18 protein-coding genes are annotated in these 17,386 nt (G+C 72.6%); 11 read left to right on the top strand and 7 right to left on the bottom strand.

Annotated features, from left to right (window positions below; genetic code table 11):
- Positions 1–68: 68 nt before the first annotated feature.
- Entirely contained in the window at positions 69–1,472 is a 1,404-nt protein-coding gene (tyrS, locus tag K7396_RS27955; protein ID WP_086717231.1) for a tyrosine--tRNA ligase, read from the top strand.
- Positions 1,473–1,589: 117 nt separating this feature from the next.
- On the opposite strand, the gene K7396_RS27950 is transcribed toward tyrS, so the two are convergent.
- Entirely contained in the window at positions 1,590–1,868 is a 279-nt protein-coding gene (locus tag K7396_RS27950) for a GlsB/YeaQ/YmgE family stress response membrane protein (protein WP_086717232.1), read from the bottom strand.
- 222 nt (positions 1,869–2,090) lie between these two features.
- Between K7396_RS27950 and K7396_RS27945 the strand changes: the two genes are divergently transcribed.
- A complete protein-coding gene (locus K7396_RS27945; protein WP_086717233.1) occupies positions 2,091–2,465 on the top strand; it encodes a DUF3099 domain-containing protein in 375 nt (124 codons plus the stop codon).
- A 230-nt stretch (positions 2,466–2,695) separates the two neighbouring features.
- Positions 2,696–2,941 carry a hypothetical protein gene (locus K7396_RS27940; RefSeq protein ID WP_086717234.1) on the top strand — a complete coding sequence of 82 codons (246 nt, stop codon included), beginning with the start codon at positions 2,696–2,698 and terminating at the stop codon, positions 2,939–2,941.
- A 70-nt stretch (positions 2,942–3,011) separates the two neighbouring features.
- Here the strand turns inward: K7396_RS27940 and moaA are convergent, their stop codons facing one another.
- From moaA to K7396_RS27925, 3 genes are all read right to left on the bottom strand, one after another.
- Positions 3,012–4,001 (bottom strand): GTP 3',8-cyclase MoaA, encoded by a 990-nt coding sequence (moaA, locus tag K7396_RS27935; RefSeq protein WP_086717235.1) that lies wholly within the window; start codon positions 3,999–4,001, stop codon positions 3,012–3,014.
- Positions 4,002–4,183: 182 nt separating this feature from the next.
- Positions 4,184–5,821, bottom strand: coding sequence for a solute symporter family protein (locus K7396_RS27930; protein ID WP_086717236.1), 1,638 nt, complete (start codon positions 5,819–5,821; stop codon positions 4,184–4,186).
- Positions 5,818–6,162: a DUF485 domain-containing protein gene (locus K7396_RS27925; protein WP_086717237.1), complete on the bottom strand. Its 345-nt coding sequence runs from the start codon at positions 6,160–6,162 to the stop codon at positions 5,818–5,820. Before K7396_RS27925 ends, K7396_RS27930 begins: the two co-directional genes overlap by 4 nt.
- 220 nt (positions 6,163–6,382) lie before the next feature.
- Here K7396_RS27925 and K7396_RS27920 point away from each other — a divergent pair, with 220 nt between their 5' ends.
- Positions 6,383–6,580: a hypothetical protein gene (locus K7396_RS27920; RefSeq protein WP_086717238.1), complete on the top strand. Its 198-nt coding sequence runs from the start codon at positions 6,383–6,385 to the stop codon at positions 6,578–6,580.
- Between the two features lie 196 nt (positions 6,581–6,776).
- Complete coding sequence (locus K7396_RS27915; protein ID WP_086717239.1) at positions 6,777–8,291, top strand: S8 family serine peptidase; 1,515 nt, start codon at positions 6,777–6,779, stop codon at positions 8,289–8,291.
- Positions 8,292–8,384: 93 nt separating this feature from the next.
- On the opposite strand, the gene K7396_RS35715 is transcribed toward K7396_RS27915, so the two are convergent.
- From K7396_RS35715 to K7396_RS27890, 3 genes are read right to left on the bottom strand one after another with little or no spacing between them, the layout of a single operon-like run.
- A complete protein-coding gene (locus K7396_RS35715) occupies positions 8,385–10,010 on the bottom strand; it encodes a TIGR03086 family metal-binding protein (RefSeq protein ID WP_263295962.1) in 1,626 nt (541 codons plus the stop codon).
- 10 nt (positions 10,011–10,020) lie between these two features.
- On the bottom strand, positions 10,021–10,740 hold the full coding sequence (locus K7396_RS27895) for a lysoplasmalogenase (protein ID WP_086717241.1): 720 nt from the start codon (positions 10,738–10,740) through the stop codon (positions 10,021–10,023).
- A complete protein-coding gene (locus K7396_RS27890) occupies positions 10,737–11,636 on the bottom strand; it encodes a sterol desaturase family protein (protein WP_086717242.1) in 900 nt (299 codons plus the stop codon). The genes K7396_RS27895 and K7396_RS27890 overlap by 4 nt, the downstream gene beginning before the upstream one ends.
- A gap of 131 nt (positions 11,637–11,767) precedes the next feature.
- On the opposite strand from K7396_RS27890, the gene K7396_RS27885 reads away from it, so the two are divergent.
- The 6 genes from K7396_RS27885 (at position 11,768) to K7396_RS27860 (ending at position 17,317) form a co-directional block, all read left to right on the top strand.
- Positions 11,768–12,313 carry a Type 1 glutamine amidotransferase-like domain-containing protein gene (locus tag K7396_RS27885; protein ID WP_086717243.1) on the top strand — a complete coding sequence of 182 codons (546 nt, stop codon included), beginning with the start codon at positions 11,768–11,770 and terminating at the stop codon, positions 12,311–12,313.
- A 136-nt stretch (positions 12,314–12,449) separates the two neighbouring features.
- Positions 12,450–13,487, top strand: coding sequence for a DEDDh family exonuclease (locus tag K7396_RS27880; RefSeq protein ID WP_223660221.1), 1,038 nt, complete (start codon positions 12,450–12,452; stop codon positions 13,485–13,487).
- 63 nt (positions 13,488–13,550) lie between these two features.
- Positions 13,551–13,784 (top strand): hypothetical protein, encoded by a 234-nt coding sequence (locus K7396_RS27875; RefSeq protein WP_086717245.1) that lies wholly within the window; start codon positions 13,551–13,553, stop codon positions 13,782–13,784.
- 106 nt (positions 13,785–13,890) lie between these two features.
- Positions 13,891–14,718 (top strand): SURF1 family cytochrome oxidase biogenesis protein, encoded by an 828-nt coding sequence (locus K7396_RS27870; RefSeq protein ID WP_086717246.1) that lies wholly within the window; start codon positions 13,891–13,893, stop codon positions 14,716–14,718.
- A gap of 54 nt (positions 14,719–14,772) precedes the next feature.
- On the top strand, positions 14,773–16,557 hold the full coding sequence (locus tag K7396_RS27865; RefSeq protein WP_086717247.1) for a glycoside hydrolase family 15 protein: 1,785 nt from the start codon (positions 14,773–14,775) through the stop codon (positions 16,555–16,557).
- A gap of 4 nt (positions 16,558–16,561) precedes the next feature.
- On the top strand, positions 16,562–17,317 hold the full coding sequence (locus tag K7396_RS27860) for an SDR family oxidoreductase (protein ID WP_086717248.1): 756 nt from the start codon (positions 16,562–16,564) through the stop codon (positions 17,315–17,317).
- Positions 17,318–17,386 lie beyond the last annotated feature (69 nt).

Raw genomic sequence — 17,386 nt, 5'->3', positions numbered from 1 at the left:
TGTCACTCCGGGCGAATAGACTGTTCGCTTGTCCTCCCGTTTGGGAACCACGATCGATCAGGAACGCCATGACACGCCTCGGCGAATCCGTCGCCCGCGCCACCGCCCTGCTCTCCGCCGACCTCTCCTCGGACGCCACGGTCCAGGAGCTGCTCCAGGAGACGGGCGCCCGGCGCTCTCTGGATCTGACGGACCTGCCCGCCAAGGAGCAGGCCGAGCTGATCGCGGCCCGTACGGTCGAGGTCCTGCCGGGCGTGGAGCAGCTGGCCGAGCGGATCGAGGAGCGCCGGGCGGCCGGCAAGGGCCTGCACATCAAGCTGGGCATCGACCCGACGGCGACCGATGTGCACCTCGGGCACGCGGTGCCGCTGATCGTCCTGAGCCGGTTCCAGCGGCTGGGCCACGACGTCACGCTGATCATCGGTGACTTCACCGCCAAGATCGGCGACCCGTCGGGCCGTACCGCCGAGCGCCCGCCGCTGACCGACGAGGACATCGCGCACAACCTCGCCACCTACCGCGAACAGGTGCGCCCCTTCTTCGACTTCGAGAAGGTCAGCTTCCGGCAGAACAGCGAGTGGCTGGCCCCGTACACCTTCCCCGAGCTGCTCACCCTGCTCGCCCAGGTGCCGGCCTCCCAGCTGCTGCAGCGCGAGGACTTCCGCAACCGCCTGGCGGCCGGCTCCGGTCTGACCATGACGGAGCTGCTGTACCCCATCGCGCAGGGCCTGGACTCGGTGGCGCTGGAGTGCGATGTGGAGCTGGGCGGCTCCGACCAGCTGCTCAATCTGCAGATGGGCCGCAAGCTGATGGAGCTGCGCGGGCAGCGTCCGCAGCTGGTGGTCACGATGCCGCTGATCGAGGGCACGGACGGCACCGGCGCCAAGATGTCCAAGTCCAAGGGCAATTACGTCGGGCTGGGCGCGCCCGCCGACGACGTCTTCGGCAAGATCATGTCGGTGCCGGACCGGCTGATGGAGCCGTACCTCCAGGCCTGGACGGAGTGGACGGACGAGGAGATCGCCCTCGTCCTGGGCCGGGTCACGGACCGCTCGCTGCACCCGATGGACCTCAAGAAGATCCTGGCCGGCGAGGTCGTGGCCGCGCTGTACGGCCTGGAGGCGGCGATGGCGGCGCGGGCCGGTTTCGTGGCGCAGTTCTCCAAGAAGTCGTTCTCGGACGTGGACTCGCTCCCGGTCGTCGACGTCGCCGCGCACGGCGCGGAGACGGTGGCGACGGTGCTGACCCGGGTCCTGGAGTTCACACCCAGCGCCTCGGCGGCGCGGCGGCTGGCCAAGCAGAACGCGCTGCGGCTGGTCGTGGAGGGCGAGGACGGGCAGCAGACCCTGGTGCTGGCGGAGGCCGATTCGGTCCGTCCGCTGGGCGAGGTGCTGGCCGAGAAGCTGGCGGACACGGCCGGGGTCGCCTACCTCAAGGCAGGCCGCAAGCTGGCCCAGCTCGACGGCCGCTGAGACGGCGGAAGCAACGGGCGGCCGGAGCGCATCGCTGCGCTCCGGCCGCCCCTTCGTACGGCACCGTTCAGGCCGGGCTCGCGCGCCCGGCCTGAACGGGGAGATGGGGAGTACCGCCTAGGCGGCGTGTTTCTTACGGTCCCGCATGGAGACCCAGAGGCGGTCGCCGACGGCGACGATGACGATCGCGCCGGCCAGTTGCAGCACGTGCCGGATCCAGTCGATGCCCTTGGTGTCGTTGACCCCGATGCCGGTGGCGACCCAGTTGCCGAGGACACTGCCCAGCATGCCGAAGATCACCGTCAGCCAGAGCGGGATCTGCTGCTTGCCCGGGATGATGGCCTTCGCGATCAGGCCCAGCACCAGGCCCACGATGATGGCCCACAACCACGTCATGTCGACTCCTCCTGCGCCACGGTGCAGATGACACTCGCCCCGTCAGTGTCGCCCCGCATCGACTACGGCGCACGCCGGGGACCGTCGTCCCCACCGGTGCGGTGCGGGCCCCCGCCGAAACGGGCACCACCCGGTCTCGTAGACGGCGCAGCCGCGGCGTACCGTGGAATCCGACCGGATACCGGGGAGAATCCGGCACGACTGATCAGGTGGTGGAACGTGATGCGGAAGCAGAGCAGCGGCCAGACCTTCCGGATCACCGGGGCCAGGCAGGGCCTGTCCGAGGACGTACGCGGACGGCAGCGCCGGTATGTGATCTCGATGGCGGTGCGAACGGTGTCCGTGGTGCTCACCGTCGTGCTGTGGAACATCGAACGGCCGGTCGCCATCGCGACGCTGGTGCTGGGCCTGGCCCTGCCCTATATCGCGGTGGTGATCGCCAACGCGGGCCGGGAGAACGCCCCTTCGCTCCCGAAGACCTTCATCGCGGGCCCGACCCGGACGATGCTGACGCCGGGAGCGGACAGCGCGCCGGCGGAACCGGTTCCGGAGCGTCCCGCGGCGGGCTCCTCCGCCACGCCGCACGACCCGAGCTGATCAACGCCGGTCTGCAAAGCTCAAGAAAAGCTCAGATCAATCATGGAGTTCCGGTGCACCAGGCACCATCCCCCGTGACATACTGCGTACGCGCTCCGCATCCCCCGTCGGAGCGACGGACCGACGCCGGGCGGCTCCCCCCGTGGCTGCCCGGCGTCGTCATGTCCGCAGGTCCGCGGGTGCGGTGGCCGGAGCCGGTGCGGTGATCACCAGGACGTAGGGTTGAGGCCGTGAACTCCCCGAATCCCCAGGAAGCCGCCGAGGGCGCCGTCATCTGTTCCGCGAAGGGCTGCCGGGCCGCCGCCGTGTGGGTGCTGGCCTGGAACAACCCGAAGCTGCACACCCCGGACCGGCGCAAGACCTGGCTGGCCTGCGAGGAGCACCGGGAGCACCTGTCGCAGTTCCTCGGCGTGCGCGGCTTCCTCAAGGATGTCGTGACGCTGGAGGAGTGGGAGGCGTCGGCCGCCGACCGCTGAGGCGGGCCGGGGCGGCCGCCGGTCGCGGTTCGCCGGTCGCCGGTCGCCGGTCGCCGGGGAGCGGACCGGGTCAGCCGCCGATCGCGGACATCGGGCGCTCCGGCTGCAGGAACGACGGGTCGTCCAGGCCGGAGCCCGCCTTCTTGCCCCACATCGCGCGCTTCCACAGGGCGGCGATCTCATCGTCGGGGGCCTCGGAGCGCAGCGCGGTGCGCAGATCCGTCTCCTCGGTGGCGAACAGGCAGGTACGGACCTGGCCGTCGGCGGTCAGCCGGGTGCGGTCACAGGCGCGGCAGAACGGGCGGGTGACGGAGGCGATCACCCCGACGCGGTGCGGCCCGCCGTCGACGATCCAGCGCTCGGCGGGCGCGGAGCCGCGCTGCTCCTGGCCCTCGGGGGTGAGCGTGAAGCGGGTGCGCAGCGAGGCGAGGATGTCGCCGGCCGTGATCATGCCGTCGCGCTTCCAGCCGTGCTGGGCGTCCAGCGGCATCTGCTCGATGAAGCGGAGTTCGTAGTCATGGGCGATGGCCCAGGCCAGCAGGTCGGGGGCCTCGTCGTCGTTGAGCCCCGGCATCAGGACGGTGTTGACCTTGACCGGGGTCAGGCCGGCGGCGTGGGCCGCCTCCAGACCGCGCAGGACGTCGTCGTGCCGTTTGCGGCGGGTCAGGGCCTGGAAGACGTCCGGCCGCAGGGTGTCGAGGGAGACGTTGACCCGGTCGAGGCCGGCGTCGCGCAGGGCGGTGGCCGTGCGCTGCAGGCCGATGCCGTTGGTGGTCAGCGACATCCGGGGGCGCGGGGCGAGGGCGGCGACGCGCTCGACGATGCCGGGCAGGCCGGGGCGGAGCAGCGGCTCGCCGCCGGTGAAGCGGACTTCCTCGATGCCCAGGTCGCGTACGGCGATGCCGATCAGCCGGACGATCTCGTCGTCGGTGAGCAGGTCGGGTTTGGCGAGCCACTGCAGGCCCTCTTCGGGCATGCAGTAGGTGCACCGCAGGTTGCACCGGTCGGTGAGTGAAACACGCAGGTCGGTGGCCACACGACCGTAGGTGTCGATGAGCATTGGGCCCCCTCCCCAAGGGTGATGGCTCGGTACCTCTCCTCCGGTGGATCAGTACGCCTTCGAGCCTACGCGATGGGTGTGACAGCCAGCAGGGAGGAGAAGCACGAGGTGGGCGGGGCGGCCTCGTAGATCTCTACGAGGCCGCCCCGCCCGGGTCCTGTGGGGACCCCCCGCGGGGCGCCTCAGTGGGCTCCGGTCCCGGTCAGCGAGCGGACCTCCAGTTCGGCGTACTTCCGCGCGTCCGGCTCCTCCTTGGACAGCAGCGACCCCAGCCAGCCGAGCAGAAAACCCAGCGGGATGGAGATCAGGCCCGGGTTCTCCAGCGGGAAGACGGCGAAGTCGGCGCCCGGGAACATCGAGGTCTCCTTGCCGGAGACGACCGGGGAGAAGAAAACCAGCAGGACGGAGGAGACCAGGCCGCCGTAGATGGACCACAGGGCGCCCCGGGTGGTGAAGCGCTTCCAGAACAGGCTGTACAGGAGGGTCGGGAGGTTGGCGGAGGCGGCGACCGCGAAGGCGAGCGCCACCAGGCCCGCGACGTTCAGGCCGCGGGCGAAGACACCCAGGACGATGGCGACGGCCCCGATGCCGACGGTCGCCCAGCGGGCCGCGCCGACCTCTTCCTTCTCGGTGGCCCGGCCCTTGCGCAGCACGTTGACGTACAGGTCGTGCGCGAAGGACGAGGACGAGGCGAGGGTGAGGCCGGCGACCACCGCGAGGATGGTGGCGAAGGCGACGGCGGAGATGACGGCGAGCAGGATGGCGCCGCCGGTGGAGCCGGCACCGCCGCCGATCGCCTCGGCGAGGAGCGGGGCCGCGGTGTTGCCCGCCTTGTTGGAGGCGGTGATCGTCCCGGGCTTGATGAGGGCCGCGGCGCCGAAGCCCAGCGCGATGGTCATCAGGTAGAAGACGCCGATGATGCCGATCGCCCAGTTCACGGACTTCCGGGCGGCCTTGGCGGTGGGGACCGTGTAGAAGCGGATGAGGATGTGCGGCAGGCCCGCGGTCCCCAGGACGAGGGCGAGGCCCAGCGAGATGAAGTCGATCTTCGAGGTGGCGGTGGCCCCGTACTTGAGGCCGGGCTCCAGGAAGGCGGAGCCCTTGCCGCTGTTCTCGGCGGCGGCGCCGAGCAGGTCGGAGAGGTTGAAGTGGAACTTCAGCGCCACCAGGAAGGTGATCAGCAGGGTGCCGGCGATCAGCAGCACCGCCTTGATCATCTGGACCCAGGTGGTGCCCTTCATCCCGCCGATGGTGACGTACAGGATCATCACCACGCCGACGAGGACCACCACCAGGATCTTGCCCGCCTCGCTGGTGATGCCCAGGAGCAGGGTGACCAGGGCGCCCGCGCCCGCCATCTGGGCGAGCAGGTAGAAGATCGAGACGATGATGGTGGAGGTGCCGGCGGCGGTGCGGACCGGGCGCTGGCGCATCCGGTAGGCGAGGACGTCGCCCATGGTGAAACGGCCGGAGTTGCGCAGCGGCTCGGCGACCAGGAGCAGCGCGACGAGCCAGGCGACGAGGAAGCCGATGGAGTAGAGGAAGCCGTCGTAGCCGAAGAGGGCGATGGCGCCGGCGATGCCCAGGAAGGACGCGGCGGACATGTAGTCGCCGGAGATGGCCAGACCGTTCTGGAATCCGCTGAACTGCCGCCCGCCGGCGTAGAAGTCCTCCGTGCCCTTGGTCTGCCGGCCGGCCCAGACGGTGAGCCCGAGGGTGGCGGCGACGAAGACCGCGAAGAGGGTGACGATCAGGGTGCGGTGCTCGCCCGCCCCGCCGGCCGCGAGGTCGAGCGCGAGGGGAGGGTGCAGTGGGCTCATGCGTCACCCTCCAGGCGGGACTTGAGGGCCTCGGCCCGGGGGTCGAGCTCGGCGGCGGCGTGCCGGGAGTACCACCAGGCGATGAGGAAGGTCGTGGCGAACTGGGCGATGCCGAGGACGAAGGCCACGTTGAGGTGGCCGAGGACCTTGGTGGCCATGAAGCCGCCGGCGTAGCTCGACAGCAGCACGTACCCGAGGTACCAGAGGACGAAGGCGACGGTCAGCGGGAAGGCGAACGAGCGGTGTGCGCGGCGGAGTTCGTCGAATTCCGCGCTCGACTGCACCTGGATGTAGTCGGGCGGTTCGTGCGTCCCCGGGTCGAGGGTCGGTGCGGCGCTCACGGAATCTCCTGACGCGAAGGGGCGGGTCCCCGGGCCGGCCTCGCGGAGCGGCCCGGGCCGGGCCCGGTCGGCGGTAAAGCTCACGTAAGTGATCTGGATCACGCATCGTAGAGGTGCGTCGGACGATACGACAGGGGCGCGTTGGTTGAATCCCAGAAGAAACCGGGGGAATCCCCGGCGCCGCCCGCCACCGCCCGGGAGGCGCTTCGTTGAGCCCGGTGTGAATCCGCCGCCACAGCAGGCCCCGCAGCCACCCGCACCCCGCCGGCGCCCCTACGGCAGCGTCCGGCTGCCCGCGCCGCTCCCCCTCGCCCCGTCGGAGCCGCGGCCGGGGGCGGACGGCGGCGCGCGCCGCTGGTACGGTCCGCGGATCGCGCTGCCCCCGCTGAGCATCACCGCCCTGCGGCGCCACGGCTGACCTGCCCTGACGGATGCTCATACGGGGCGGGATCAGCTGACGCGCTATCAATTCCACACTCCTGGCGGGTTTTCTCCCCGTTTTTTCGCACCATTCCATTGCTGCACAGGAGTGATCGCCGATAGCTTCACATCTCATTGCACCCGCCCGTGCGCACGCCGTGCACGGGCGGTCTCACGGATGATGTGGAGTATCCATGGCACATCCCCGATCCAGACGCATGCGGGCGCTGGCCGTACCGCTCGGACTGGCTCTGACCGCGTCCCTCGGTTTCCTCCCGAACGCGGCCTCCGCCGCGCCGCAGGACTCCGCCCCGGCCGCAGCGGCCCAGGCCGACGGCCCGCTGCTGTCGTACGTCGTGAACACCACGCCCGGCCGTGCCACGGTCGGCAAGGTCGAGAAGGCGATAGCCACGGCCGGCGGGAAGGTGATCGTCGCCCATGAGCAGATAGGCGTGATCGTCGTCCACTCGGCCAACCCCCAGTTCGCCACCACCCTGCGCACGGTGCCCGGTGTGCAGTCGGCGGGCGCGACCCGCACGGCGCCGCTGAAGGCGCAGGGCACCACCGACATCGGCAAGCCGCAGAAGATCGACCTGTCGAAGTCCCAGCTGGCGGCGGCCGGCAAGGCGGCGAAGGCGAACGGCGAGGAGCCGCTCGAACCGCTGCAGTGGGACCTGCCCGCCATCAAGGCCGACAAGGCCGCGAAGGTGAACCCGGGCAGCAAGAAGGTCACCGTCGGCATCATCGACACCGGTGTGGACGACACCCACCCCGACCTCAAGGCCAACTTCTCCGCGAAGCAGTCCGCCAACTGCGTGGGCGGCGTGGCCGACACCTCCAAGGGCGCCTGGCGGCCCTGGAACCCGGACGAGGACTACCACGGCACCCATGTCGCGGGCACGATCGCCGCGGCCCGCAACGGCGTCGGCGTGGCGGGTGTCGCGCCGGGCGTGAAGATCGCCGCCCTCAAGGTCAGCGAGCCGGAGACGAGCCTGTTCTACGCCGAGAGCGTGGTGTGCGCCTTCGTCTTCGCCGCCGATCACGGCATCCAGGTCACCAACAACAGCTACTACGTCGACCCGTGGATGTTCAACTGCAAGGACGACGCCGACCAGGCCGCCATCATCGACGCGGTCGGCCGTGCGGCGAGCTACGCCCAGCGCAAGGGGGCGATCAACATCGCCGCGGCGGGCAACTCCGGCCTCGACCTGGCGGCGCCCCAGCTCCCCGACGCCTCCAGCCCGAACGACTCCACCCCGGTCCAGCGCACCATCAACCCGAAGACCTGCTGGGACGTTCCCACCCAGCTGCCGGGCACGGTGACGGTCGCGGCGGCCGGCGTGAACAAGCTCAAGTCGTACTACTCGAACTACGGCCTCGGCCAGATCGACGTGGCCGCGCCGGGCGGCGACTCGCGGCAGGTGCCCGAGCTGCCCGCCAAGAACGGCAACATCCTCTCCACCATGCCGGGCGGTGACTGGGCCTACCTGGCCGGCACGTCCATGGCGACCCCGCACGTCGCGGGCGTCGCGGCGCTGATCAAGAGCGCCCACCCGAAGGCCGGCCCGCAGGAGATCCAGTGGCTCCTCAAGGAGCAGGCGGACAACCCCGGCTGCCCCACGGGTGACGCCACCTGCACCGGCACCAAGCACGTCAACAGCCACTTCGGCTACGGCATCGTCGACGCGCTGGACGCGGTGAAGAAGTAACGTCCGGACGGTTTCCGGTACGGACGGGGAAGGGCCGGGTGGTGCGTCACCCGGCCCTTTTCCCTGCGGTGCGGGCGGGGCCCGCGCGGCGGGTCAGGCCGGGTCGCGGCCGAGGAAGGCCGCCAGCCGGTCCGTGGCGTGCGCGCCGGGCGGGGCGGGCCGCTCCGGGGCGAACGAGCCGCCCTCGGTGCGCGGCGCGGCACCGTAGATCCGGCGGGCCGCGGCCAGGGTCTCCTCGGCGACGCCGGGCGCCAGGCCGGTGGGCGCGCCCGTCGCCCGCGCCAGGTCCCAGCCGTGGGCGAGGAGTTCGACCACGACCTGCTGGACGAGCATCGCGCCGGGCGCCTCGTAGGGGCCGAAGGTGCGGTGCAGCATTCCGCTGCCGGTGAAGACGGCGAGGGCGGCGCGGGCGGAGTCCTCGAAGGCGGCGCGGTGGTCGGCGCCGAGGTGGTCGGCGGTGAGGTCGTCGCGCGGGGTGCCCTCGGCGACCGAGGCGGCCATCAGGTTCTCCCACACCATGTGGTCGAGCAACTGCCGTACGGTCCAGCCCGCGCACGGTGTCGGCAGGTCCAGATCCTCGGGCCGTACGGCCGCGACCAGCGCGCCGACGTCCCGGATCACCTGCGTGCAGGCGTGCAGCACCCGGTCCGGGTCGGCGGATGCGAACGCGGAACGGTCCAGCTCGTACGGCCGGAGGTGGGCGCGCAGCGCGGCCGTGGTCCAGGCGCCGGCGGTGCCCCAGCGGGGTGGCGCGGGGCGGCCGGTGACGGTGCACAGCAGCTGCCAGTAGCGCTCGACGGCCGGTTCGGCGGCGGTCTCCAGTTGTTCCAGCAGCCGGCCGCGGGCCCCCGGGCCGTCCTCGGCGGGCGGGTCGGCGGTACCGGCCTGGGTGGGGATCCAGGCGGCGACCAGCTCGGCGACGACGGGCTCGGCGGCCGGGGAGTCCGGGGCGAGGCCGGCCGCGACGGCCGCCTCGCCGCGCTCCCGCATCAGCTCGGCGACGCGCACGGCGGCCTGTTGCTGCGCGGTCTGCTCCTGCGCGGCCGGGGCCGTCTCCGCCGCGGGGCGCGGCTCGTCCTCCGCCGGCGTCGTACGGGCGCTGTACTCGGCCAGCCGGCGCAGCGCCGCCCGCAGTTCGGGTGCGCGGACCAGGGCGGACAGTTCTCTCCAGGCGTCGAGCTGCTCGGGGGTGGGGTCGTCGGGCAGGTCGGGCACCGCGGCCAGCAGGCCGCTGCGGTAGTCGGGGGCGGGTACGTTGCCGAGGGCGTCCTCGACGAGGTCCGTGATGATCCGGCGGCGTTCCCGGTCCGACAGGCGGGCCAGTTCGGTCATGTGCGGCAGCTCCTCCGGTGTGCTCCCCCGCAGGGCCACCGCACGCAGCACGGCGCGACGCAGCCGAAGAGCGCGGATCTGCGCGTCCAGCGCGTCCGCCCCCTGCCGGGCCGTCTCGGCGACGGTGCGCTCGCGGTGCAGCACGGACCGGATGGCCGCGAGCCCGATGCCCAGGTCGCGCAGGCTGCGCACGATCTCCAGGCGGGCCGGCGACTCCGGGCCGTAGAGCCGGTAGCCCGCGGGGGTGCGGGCGGCGGGCGGCAGCAGGTCCTGGTCCGACCAGTTCCGGATGGTCTTCACCGGGACGCCGGTCAGGCGCGCCAGGGCGCCGATGGTGAGCAGGCCCGTGCCGTCCTCGTACATGGGCTCCACTGTCGGGTCTCCCACGGGGGGAGACTCAAGCGGCGCCGTGTCCGGCCGCCGGGACCGGCTCTTCGCCGGGCTGGGGTGCGGGGCGGGCAGGGCCGGTGCCGGCGGCCCGCAACACGCCGCCGGCCAGGGCGAATTGGGCCGCGACGTAGGTGAGCATGATGCAGAACTGGGGGGCCGGGAGCTGCGGCCAGTGGGCGATGCCGCTCGCGATCAGGGTGTCGGAGAGGAGGAAGAGCAGTCCGCCCGCGGCGGCCAGGGGGCCCGCGCGGAGCGCGCCGAAGGCCATCGCGGTGAGCAGCAGGCTGTAGCCGGCGACCGGGATCCGCAGGTCGGCCGGGAGGTCCGGCCACAGCAGCGCGACCGTGCCGGCCAGCAGTACGGCGTACGCGGCGCCCGCCGCGTACGTCCGGCCCCGCCGGCCGGGCCCGGGGGACGTCCCGTGCCGGGCGAACAGCAGCAGGTAGCAGACGTGTCCCGCGGCGAAGGAGCCCATCCCCACCAGGAAGGCGAGGTCCCCGCCGATCTGGAGGAAGGTGTCGCCGCCGCAGCCGCACAGCAGCGCACCGGCGAGCAGCCGGGGGCCGCCGCGGGCGAGCACGCAGGCGGCCAGCACCGGCATCAGCGCGGGCTTGGTGAGCTGCACCACCGTCGTGACGTGTCCCAGGAGCGCCGCCAGGTGCACGACGGACAGCACGGCGCCCGCCCACAGCAGCGGTCGTACGGCCCGCGGCCGGCGTGCCGTCATGCGGCCGGCTCCTGGACGGAGGCGCGCACCCCGGCACCGGTGGGCGTCTCCTCCGCGGGGGCCGGCGCGGCCGGCTGCCAGCCCGGCCCGCGGAACACCCGCCCGGCGCGCTCGCGCCAGCTGTCCGCGGCCCGTATGTCGCGGGCGATGGCGGCGTACTCATGGGTGGCCACCCGCAGCGGGTTGAAGCTGTTGACGTTCTTGGTGAGCCCGTAGACCGGCCGCTCCGTCTCGGGGACGAACGAGCCGAACATCCGGTCCCAGATGATGAGGATCCCGCCGAAGTTGCGGTCCAGGTAGCAGCCCTGCGAGGCGTGGTGGACCCGGTGGTGGGAGGGGGTGTTGAAGACGAACTCGACGGGGCGGGGCAGTGTGCCGATCCGCTCGGTGTGCACCCAGAACTGGTAGACGAGGTTGGCCCCGGAGGTGAAGGCGATCGCGGCCGGATGGACGCCGAGGGCGATCATCGGGACGTAGAAGGGCCAGACGGTCCAGGTCGTCCAGGGCTGGCGCAGGGCGGTGGTGAGGTTGAACTTCTCGCTGGAGTGGTGCACCACGTGGCAGGCCCACAGGACGCGGATGACGTGGTGGCCGCGGTGCGACCAGTAGTAGAAGAAGTCCTGGGCGAGCAGCATCAGGGGCAGCGTCCACCACAGCACGGGTATCCGCAGCGGGGTGAGTTCGTAGACGGCCGCGTAGATCGCCACGATCGGGATCTTCCACAGCGCGTCGAACACGAGGCTGCCGAGCCCCATGCCGACGCTGGTGGCGGCGTCCTTGGCCGCATAGCCCTGCGCTTCCTCGTCGGGATGCAGGCGGTAGCTCACCATCTCCACCACGGTGAGCAGGACGAAGGCAGGTACGGACCACAACACGACATCGGGCAGGTGCGGCATGTCCCGCACCATAAATCGGTGGACGGCGGTGCCGCTAGGGGTTGTTACTGAGAAGTATGTGAGACGTGCCGTCAGCTGCGTCGCGGCGGCGGCCGCACAGGAGGTCCCGCGACGACCGGAATCGAGGTCCCATGCCCCGCACACCGACCCTCGCCCTCCTCGGCGGCGGCTTCTCCGACGACCCCGACACGCTGCTGGACGACTTCGTACTGGAGGCCTCCGGGCGGCCCCGGCCGAAGGTCTGCTTCCTGCCGACCGCGAGCGGCGACGCCCCGGGATACATCGAGAAGTTCCACACGGCGTTGGCCGCGCGCGCCTGCGAGCCGGTCCATCTGGAGCTGTTCCGCCGCACCGTGACCGATCTGCGGGCATTCGTCCTTTCCCAGGACGTCGTGTACGTCGGGGGCGGCAACACCGCCAACATGCTTGCCGTCTGGCGGGTGCACGGCCACTACGACAGCGAGCCGTCGCGCCGGCCCGGCTATCTGGCGGCGGTCAACGACCTTGCGCTGCCGGGAGGTTGGGCCCTCGACGACGGCGCCGCCGCGCTGTTCACCGGCGGCCGCCTCGTGGACGTCGTCACCCGCAGGCCGGGCGCCACGCTCCGCCGGGTGGACGTCGGCGCGGACGGCGCGGTGACGGAGACGGCGCGGCCGGCGCGGCTGCTGGGGACGTAGCGCCGGGCGCCGGATCCCGGGCACGCCGTCAACTCCGGTGGCGGTCCCGGGACTACGGCACACGGGGCGCGCGGCCGCCCCGCGCGCCCCACGCCGGTTCGGTGGCTGTCAGTGGCGGCCCGTATCCTCAGTGACCATGCTCGAAGACCACATGGCAGCAGCCGACCCGATCGCGCCGAAGATCGGCCAGCAGCCGGGCCCGCAGACGCCGCCGGCCCCCTGGCCGTCCGCCTATCCCCAGGGGTACGCGGTGGTCGACGTCGAGACCACGGGCCTGGCCCGGGACGACCGGATCATCTCCGCGGCCGTGTACCAACTCGACGCACACGGCGAGGTCCAGGACCACTGGTACACCCTCGTCAACCCGCAGCGGGACCCGGGGCCGGTCTGGATCCACGGACTCACCAGCGCCGTGCTGGCCGACGCCCCGCTCTTCGGGGAGATCGTCCCGGAGCTGTCCCGCCGGCTGGCCGACCGGGTGCTGGTCGCGCACAACGCCATGTTCGACTGGTCGATGATCGCCCGCGAGTACGCCCGCGCCGCGGCGACGGCACCGGTCCGGCAGCGGCTGTGCACCATCGCCCTGTCCAAGGAGCTGCGGCTCCCGCTGCCCAACCACAAGCTGGAGTCCCTCGCCGCCCATTACGGCGTGGTGCAGGAACGCGCCCACCACGCGCTGGACGACGCGCGGGTGCTGGCCGAGTCGTTCCGTCCCAGTCTGCACCGCGCCGCGCGGGAGAACCTGCGGCTGCCGCTGCTGAGCTGCCAGCCGCTGACGGAGTGGTCGGACGCCCCCGCGCCCCGGCAGCGCTCCACCGCCACGGCGTACCGCCCCACCTCCTGGCGGCCCTCCCGCAAGCGCCCCGCCTGCCCGTACCCCAACCCGGGGCGCTACGAGGCCGGCGGCCGGCTGGTCCAGGGGATGCGGGTCGCCTTCTCGGGCGACACCTCCGTGGACCGCGAGCTGCTGGAGGACCGGGCGACCGAGGCCGGGCTGCACGTCGCCACGAGCCTGTCCCGGCTGACCAGCCTGCTGGTGACCAACGATCCCGACGCCCGCACCTCCAAGACCGCCAAGGCCGCCTCGTACGGCACGGTCGTGGTCGACGAGGCGGCCTTCATGCAGCTGCTGCAGGACGTCGCGCCGGCCGGCTCGCCGCCTGCGTCCGGGTGAAGCCCGCCCAACACACCCGTCGCCACCGCCTCCCGCGAGGGCGCCGCCCGCACCCTGTGGCGCATGGCACGTTGTGAGGTCTGCGGAAACGAATACGGCATGACGTTCGAGGTGCACGCGCAGGGCGCGGTGCACGTCTTCGACTGCTTCGCCTGCGCCATCCACCGCATGGCGCCGATCTGTGAGCACTGCCGGTGCCAGATCATCGGCCAGGGCGTCGAGGCCGACGGGCGGTGGTACTGCGGTGCGCACTGCGCCCGGTCGGACGGGAGGGTGGGCATCGTCGACCGGGTCTGAGCCACCGGGGCCGCGGGGACCGGCACCGGCCGCGCCCCGGTCCTCCCGGACGGCGCCGGGGGACCCGCGGCCCGGGGGCCGCGGCGCCCCAGGTACCGTCGAGGCCGTGTACCGCTTCCTGTTGTCCCGGCAGTGGGTGATCCTCACCCTTCTGGCTCTCGTGCTGATCCCCGTCATGATCAAGCTGGGCTTCTGGCAGCTCCACCGCCATGAGCACAAGGTGGCGCAGAACCAGCTGATCGCGAGCAGCCTGGCCGCCAGGCCGGTCCCGGTCACCGAGCTGACCGCGCCCGGCCGGAACCTGCCGCACCACGACATGTGGCGCACGGTCACCGCCACCGGCACCTACGACACCGCGCACGAGGTCGTGGTCCGCCAGCGCACCGCCGCCGACGAGCAGAGCATCGGCTACTACGTCCTGACCCCGCTGGTGCTCGGCGACGGCCGGGGCGTGCTGGTCAACCGCGGCTGGATCTCGGCGGGCAACGACCTGACCAGGTTCCCGGACGTTCCGCCCGCCCCCAAGGGCAAGGTCACCGTGACCGGCCGGATGATGGCCGACGAGACCACCGCGGTCAGCGGCATCAAGGACACCAAGGGCCTGCCCGCGCGCCAGATCATGCTGATCAACAGCAAGGAGCTCACGCCGCGGATGGGGCGGCCGCTGCTCGGCGGCTACATCGAGCAGACCGGGCCCGCGCCGCACGGCGGCAAGCCCGAGCTGGTGCCCGAGCCGGACCACGACTCCATCGGCCCCCACATGGCGTACGCGATCCAGTGGTGGCTGTTCGCGGCGGCGGTGCCGGTCGGCTGGGTCGTCCTGGTCCGCCGCGAGCGCCGCGACCGGGCGGAGGCCGCCGCCGCGGAGGCCGGCGCGGACCCGGACGGCGAGGACGCCGGCGCGGACCCGGCGGCGGTTCCGGCGAGCAGGTAGCCCGTACAGCCGCCACCCCGCGTGGCGCGCCCGCCGCGCGGGAAAAGCCGCTGAGTGCACCCACATATCGAGGACTATGCGCTCATCGGCGATCTGCAGACCGCCGCTCTCGTCGGCCGCGACGGCTCCATCGACTGGCTGTGCCTGCCCCGCTTCGACTCCGGGGCCTGCTTCGCCGCGCTCCTGGGCCACAAGGACAACGGTCACTGGCGGCTGTCCCCCCGCTCCCCCGAGGCCCGCGCCGAGCGCTCCTACCGCGGCGACTCGCTGATCCTGGACACCGTGTGGGAGACCCCCACGGGCAGCGTCCGGGTCATCGACTTCATGCCGCAGCGCGACCGCCAGCCCGATGTCGTACGGATCGTCGAGGGCCTGAGCGGCAGCGTCGAGATGCGCGGGGTGCTGCGGCTGCGGTTCGACTACGGCCGGGTGGTGCCCTGGGTGCGGGCCACCGAGGGCTGCCGGGTCGCCGTCGCCGGACCGGACTCGGTGTGGCTGCGCACCCCGGAGCGGAGCACCACCTACGGCAAGGACTTCAGCACCCGCTCGGACTTCGCCGTCACCGCGGGCGAGCGCACCGCGTTCGTGCTGACCTGGCACCCCTCGCACGAGCCCCGGCCGGTCCGGATCGACCCGTTCGAGGCGCTCCAGGACACCCTGGACGACTGGCAGACCTGGTCCGCGCGCTGCCGCTACACCGGCCCCTACCGCGAGGCCGTGATCCGCTCGCTGATCACCCTCAAGGCGCTCACCTACCTCCCCACCGGCGGCATCGTCGCGGCCCCCACCACCTCGCTGCCGGAGGAGCTGGGCGGCGTACGCAACTGGGACTACCGCTACTGCTGGCTGCGCGACGCCAGCCTCACCCTGAACTCCCTGCTCTCCGCCGGATATCTGGAGGAGGCCGGGGCCTGGCGGGACTGGCTGCTGCGCGCGGTGGCCGGCGCCCCCGACGACCTGCAGATCATGTACGGGCTCGCCGGTGAGCGGCGGCTGCCGGAGGCCGAGCTGCCCTGGCTGTCCGGATACGCCGACTCCGTGCCGGTACGCATCGGCAACGCCGCCGTCGAACAGCGCCAGCTCGACGTCTACGGCGAGGTGCTCGACTCCTTCCACATCGCGCGCACCGCGGGGCTGCCGTCGGAGCCGCACGCCTGGAGCATCCAGCGCGCGCTGGCGGACTACCTGGAGTCCTCCTGGCGCGACCCCGACGAGGGGCTGTGGGAGATCCGCGGGCCGCGCCGGCACTTCGTGCACTCCAAGGTCATGGCCTGGGTGGCCGCCGACCGGGCGGCGCGGACGGTGGAGGCGAACCCGAAGCTGGGCGGGGACGCCGACCGCTGGCGGGCGATGCGCGAGGAGGTGTTCCGGGAGGTGTGCGAGCAGGGCTACGACGCCGACCGCGGCACCTTCACCCAGTTCTACGGCTCGGCGGAGCTGGACGCGGCGACCCTGCTGATCCCCCGGGTCGGCTTTCTGCCGGGGAACGACCCCCGGGTCGTCAGCACCGTCGACACGGTGCGCAGGGAGCTGACGCACGGGGGGCTGGTGCGCCGGTACAGCACCGAGGGCGGCTCGGTCGACGGGCTGCCGGGCGACGAGGGCACCTTTCTGGCCTGCTCGTTCTGGCTGGTCGACGCCCTGCGGCTGAGCGGGCGGCGGCACGAGGCCCGGGAGATGTTCGAACGGCTGCTGGACCTGCGCAACGACCTGGGGCTGCTCTCCGAGGAGTACGACCCGGCGGCCGGCCGGCAGCTGGGCAACTTCCCGCAGGCGTTCAGCCACATCGGCCTGGTGGGGACCGCCTTCGGACTGCAGGACGGGGCGAGGGCAGACTAGGGCCATGGATCTTGGACTCACCGACCGGACGTACCTCGTCACCGGGGCGACCCGCGGCCTCGGCTTCGCCACCGCCCGTGAACTGGTCGCCGACGGCGCCAACGTCGTGCTCTCCGGGCGCACCGAGGAGAGCGCGGCCGCGGCCGCCGCCTCGCTCGGCGAGCGCGCCCTGGGGGTGGCGGCCGACAACGCCGACCCGGCGGCCCCCGGCCGCCTGGTGGCCGCGGCCAGGGAGCGCTTCGGCCGCCTGGACGGCATGCTCGTCAGCGTGGGCGGCCCGCCGCCCGGCGGCGCCCTCGACAACACCGACGACCAGTGGCAGCAGGCGTTCGAGTCGGTCTTCCTCGGCGCGGTACGGCTGGCCCGCACGGCCGCCGCCGAGCTGGCGGAGGGCGGCGTGATCGGCCTGGTGCTGTCCGGCTCGGTGCACGAGCCGATCCCCGGGCTCACCATCTCCAACGGGCTGCGCCCCGGCCTCGCCGGCTTCGCCAAGTCGCTCGCCGACGAGCTGGGCCCGCGCGGCATCCGCGTCCTGGGCCTGCTGCCCGGCCGGATCGCCACCGACCGGATGACCCAGCTCGACGCGCTCTCCGGCGACCCGGAGGGCACCCGCGCCCGCAACTCCGCGGCGATCCCGCTGCGCCGCTACGGCAAGCCGGAGGAGTTCGGCCGGACCGCGGCGTTCCTGCTGTCGCCGGCCGCGTCGTACGTCACCGGGGTGATGGTGCCGGTGGACGGCGGGGCCCTGCACGGCTTCTGACGGGGTGCCCGCCCCGGGCCGGAACGCGCCACGGCACCGGCCGCACCGGACTTCACCGCGGCGGAAACG

Source organism: Streptomyces angustmyceticus (assembly GCF_019933235.1).
Lineage (GTDB): Bacteria > Actinomycetota > Actinomycetes > Streptomycetales > Streptomycetaceae > Streptomyces > Streptomyces angustmyceticus.
The sequence above is the reverse complement of the archived record's forward strand: the minus strand, read 5'-3'. Positions and strand labels throughout refer to the sequence as shown.

What these genes read in the sequence shown, in the direction of transcription:
- tyrS (WP_086717231.1), top strand. Translation starts at nt 69, where the DNA reads ATGACACGCCTCGGCGAATCCGTCGCCCGCGCCACCGCCCTGCTCTCC.
- K7396_RS27950 (WP_086717232.1), bottom strand. Translation starts at nt 1,868, where the DNA reads ATGACGTGGTTGTGGGCCATCATCGTGGGCCTGGTGCTGGGCCTGATC.
- K7396_RS27945 (WP_086717233.1), top strand. Translation starts at nt 2,091, where the DNA reads ATGCGGAAGCAGAGCAGCGGCCAGACCTTCCGGATCACCGGGGCCAGG.
- moaA (WP_086717235.1), bottom strand. Translation starts at nt 4,001, where the DNA reads ATGCTCATCGACACCTACGGTCGTGTGGCCACCGACCTGCGTGTTTCA.
- K7396_RS27930 (WP_086717236.1), bottom strand. Translation starts at nt 5,821, where the DNA reads ATGAGCCCACTGCACCCTCCCCTCGCGCTCGACCTCGCGGCCGGCGGG.
- K7396_RS27915 (WP_086717239.1), top strand. Translation starts at nt 6,777, where the DNA reads ATGGCACATCCCCGATCCAGACGCATGCGGGCGCTGGCCGTACCGCTC.
- K7396_RS27895 (WP_086717241.1), bottom strand. Translation starts at nt 10,740, where the DNA reads ATGACGGCACGCCGGCCGCGGGCCGTACGACCGCTGCTGTGGGCGGGC.
- K7396_RS27890 (WP_086717242.1), bottom strand. Translation starts at nt 11,636, where the DNA reads ATGCCGCACCTGCCCGATGTCGTGTTGTGGTCCGTACCTGCCTTCGTC.
- K7396_RS27885 (WP_086717243.1), top strand. Translation starts at nt 11,768, where the DNA reads ATGCCCCGCACACCGACCCTCGCCCTCCTCGGCGGCGGCTTCTCCGAC.
- K7396_RS27880 (WP_223660221.1), top strand. Translation starts at nt 12,450, where the DNA reads ATGCTCGAAGACCACATGGCAGCAGCCGACCCGATCGCGCCGAAGATC.
- K7396_RS27875 (WP_086717245.1), top strand. Translation starts at nt 13,551, where the DNA reads ATGGCACGTTGTGAGGTCTGCGGAAACGAATACGGCATGACGTTCGAG.
- K7396_RS27860 (WP_086717248.1), top strand. Translation starts at nt 16,562, where the DNA reads ATGGATCTTGGACTCACCGACCGGACGTACCTCGTCACCGGGGCGACC.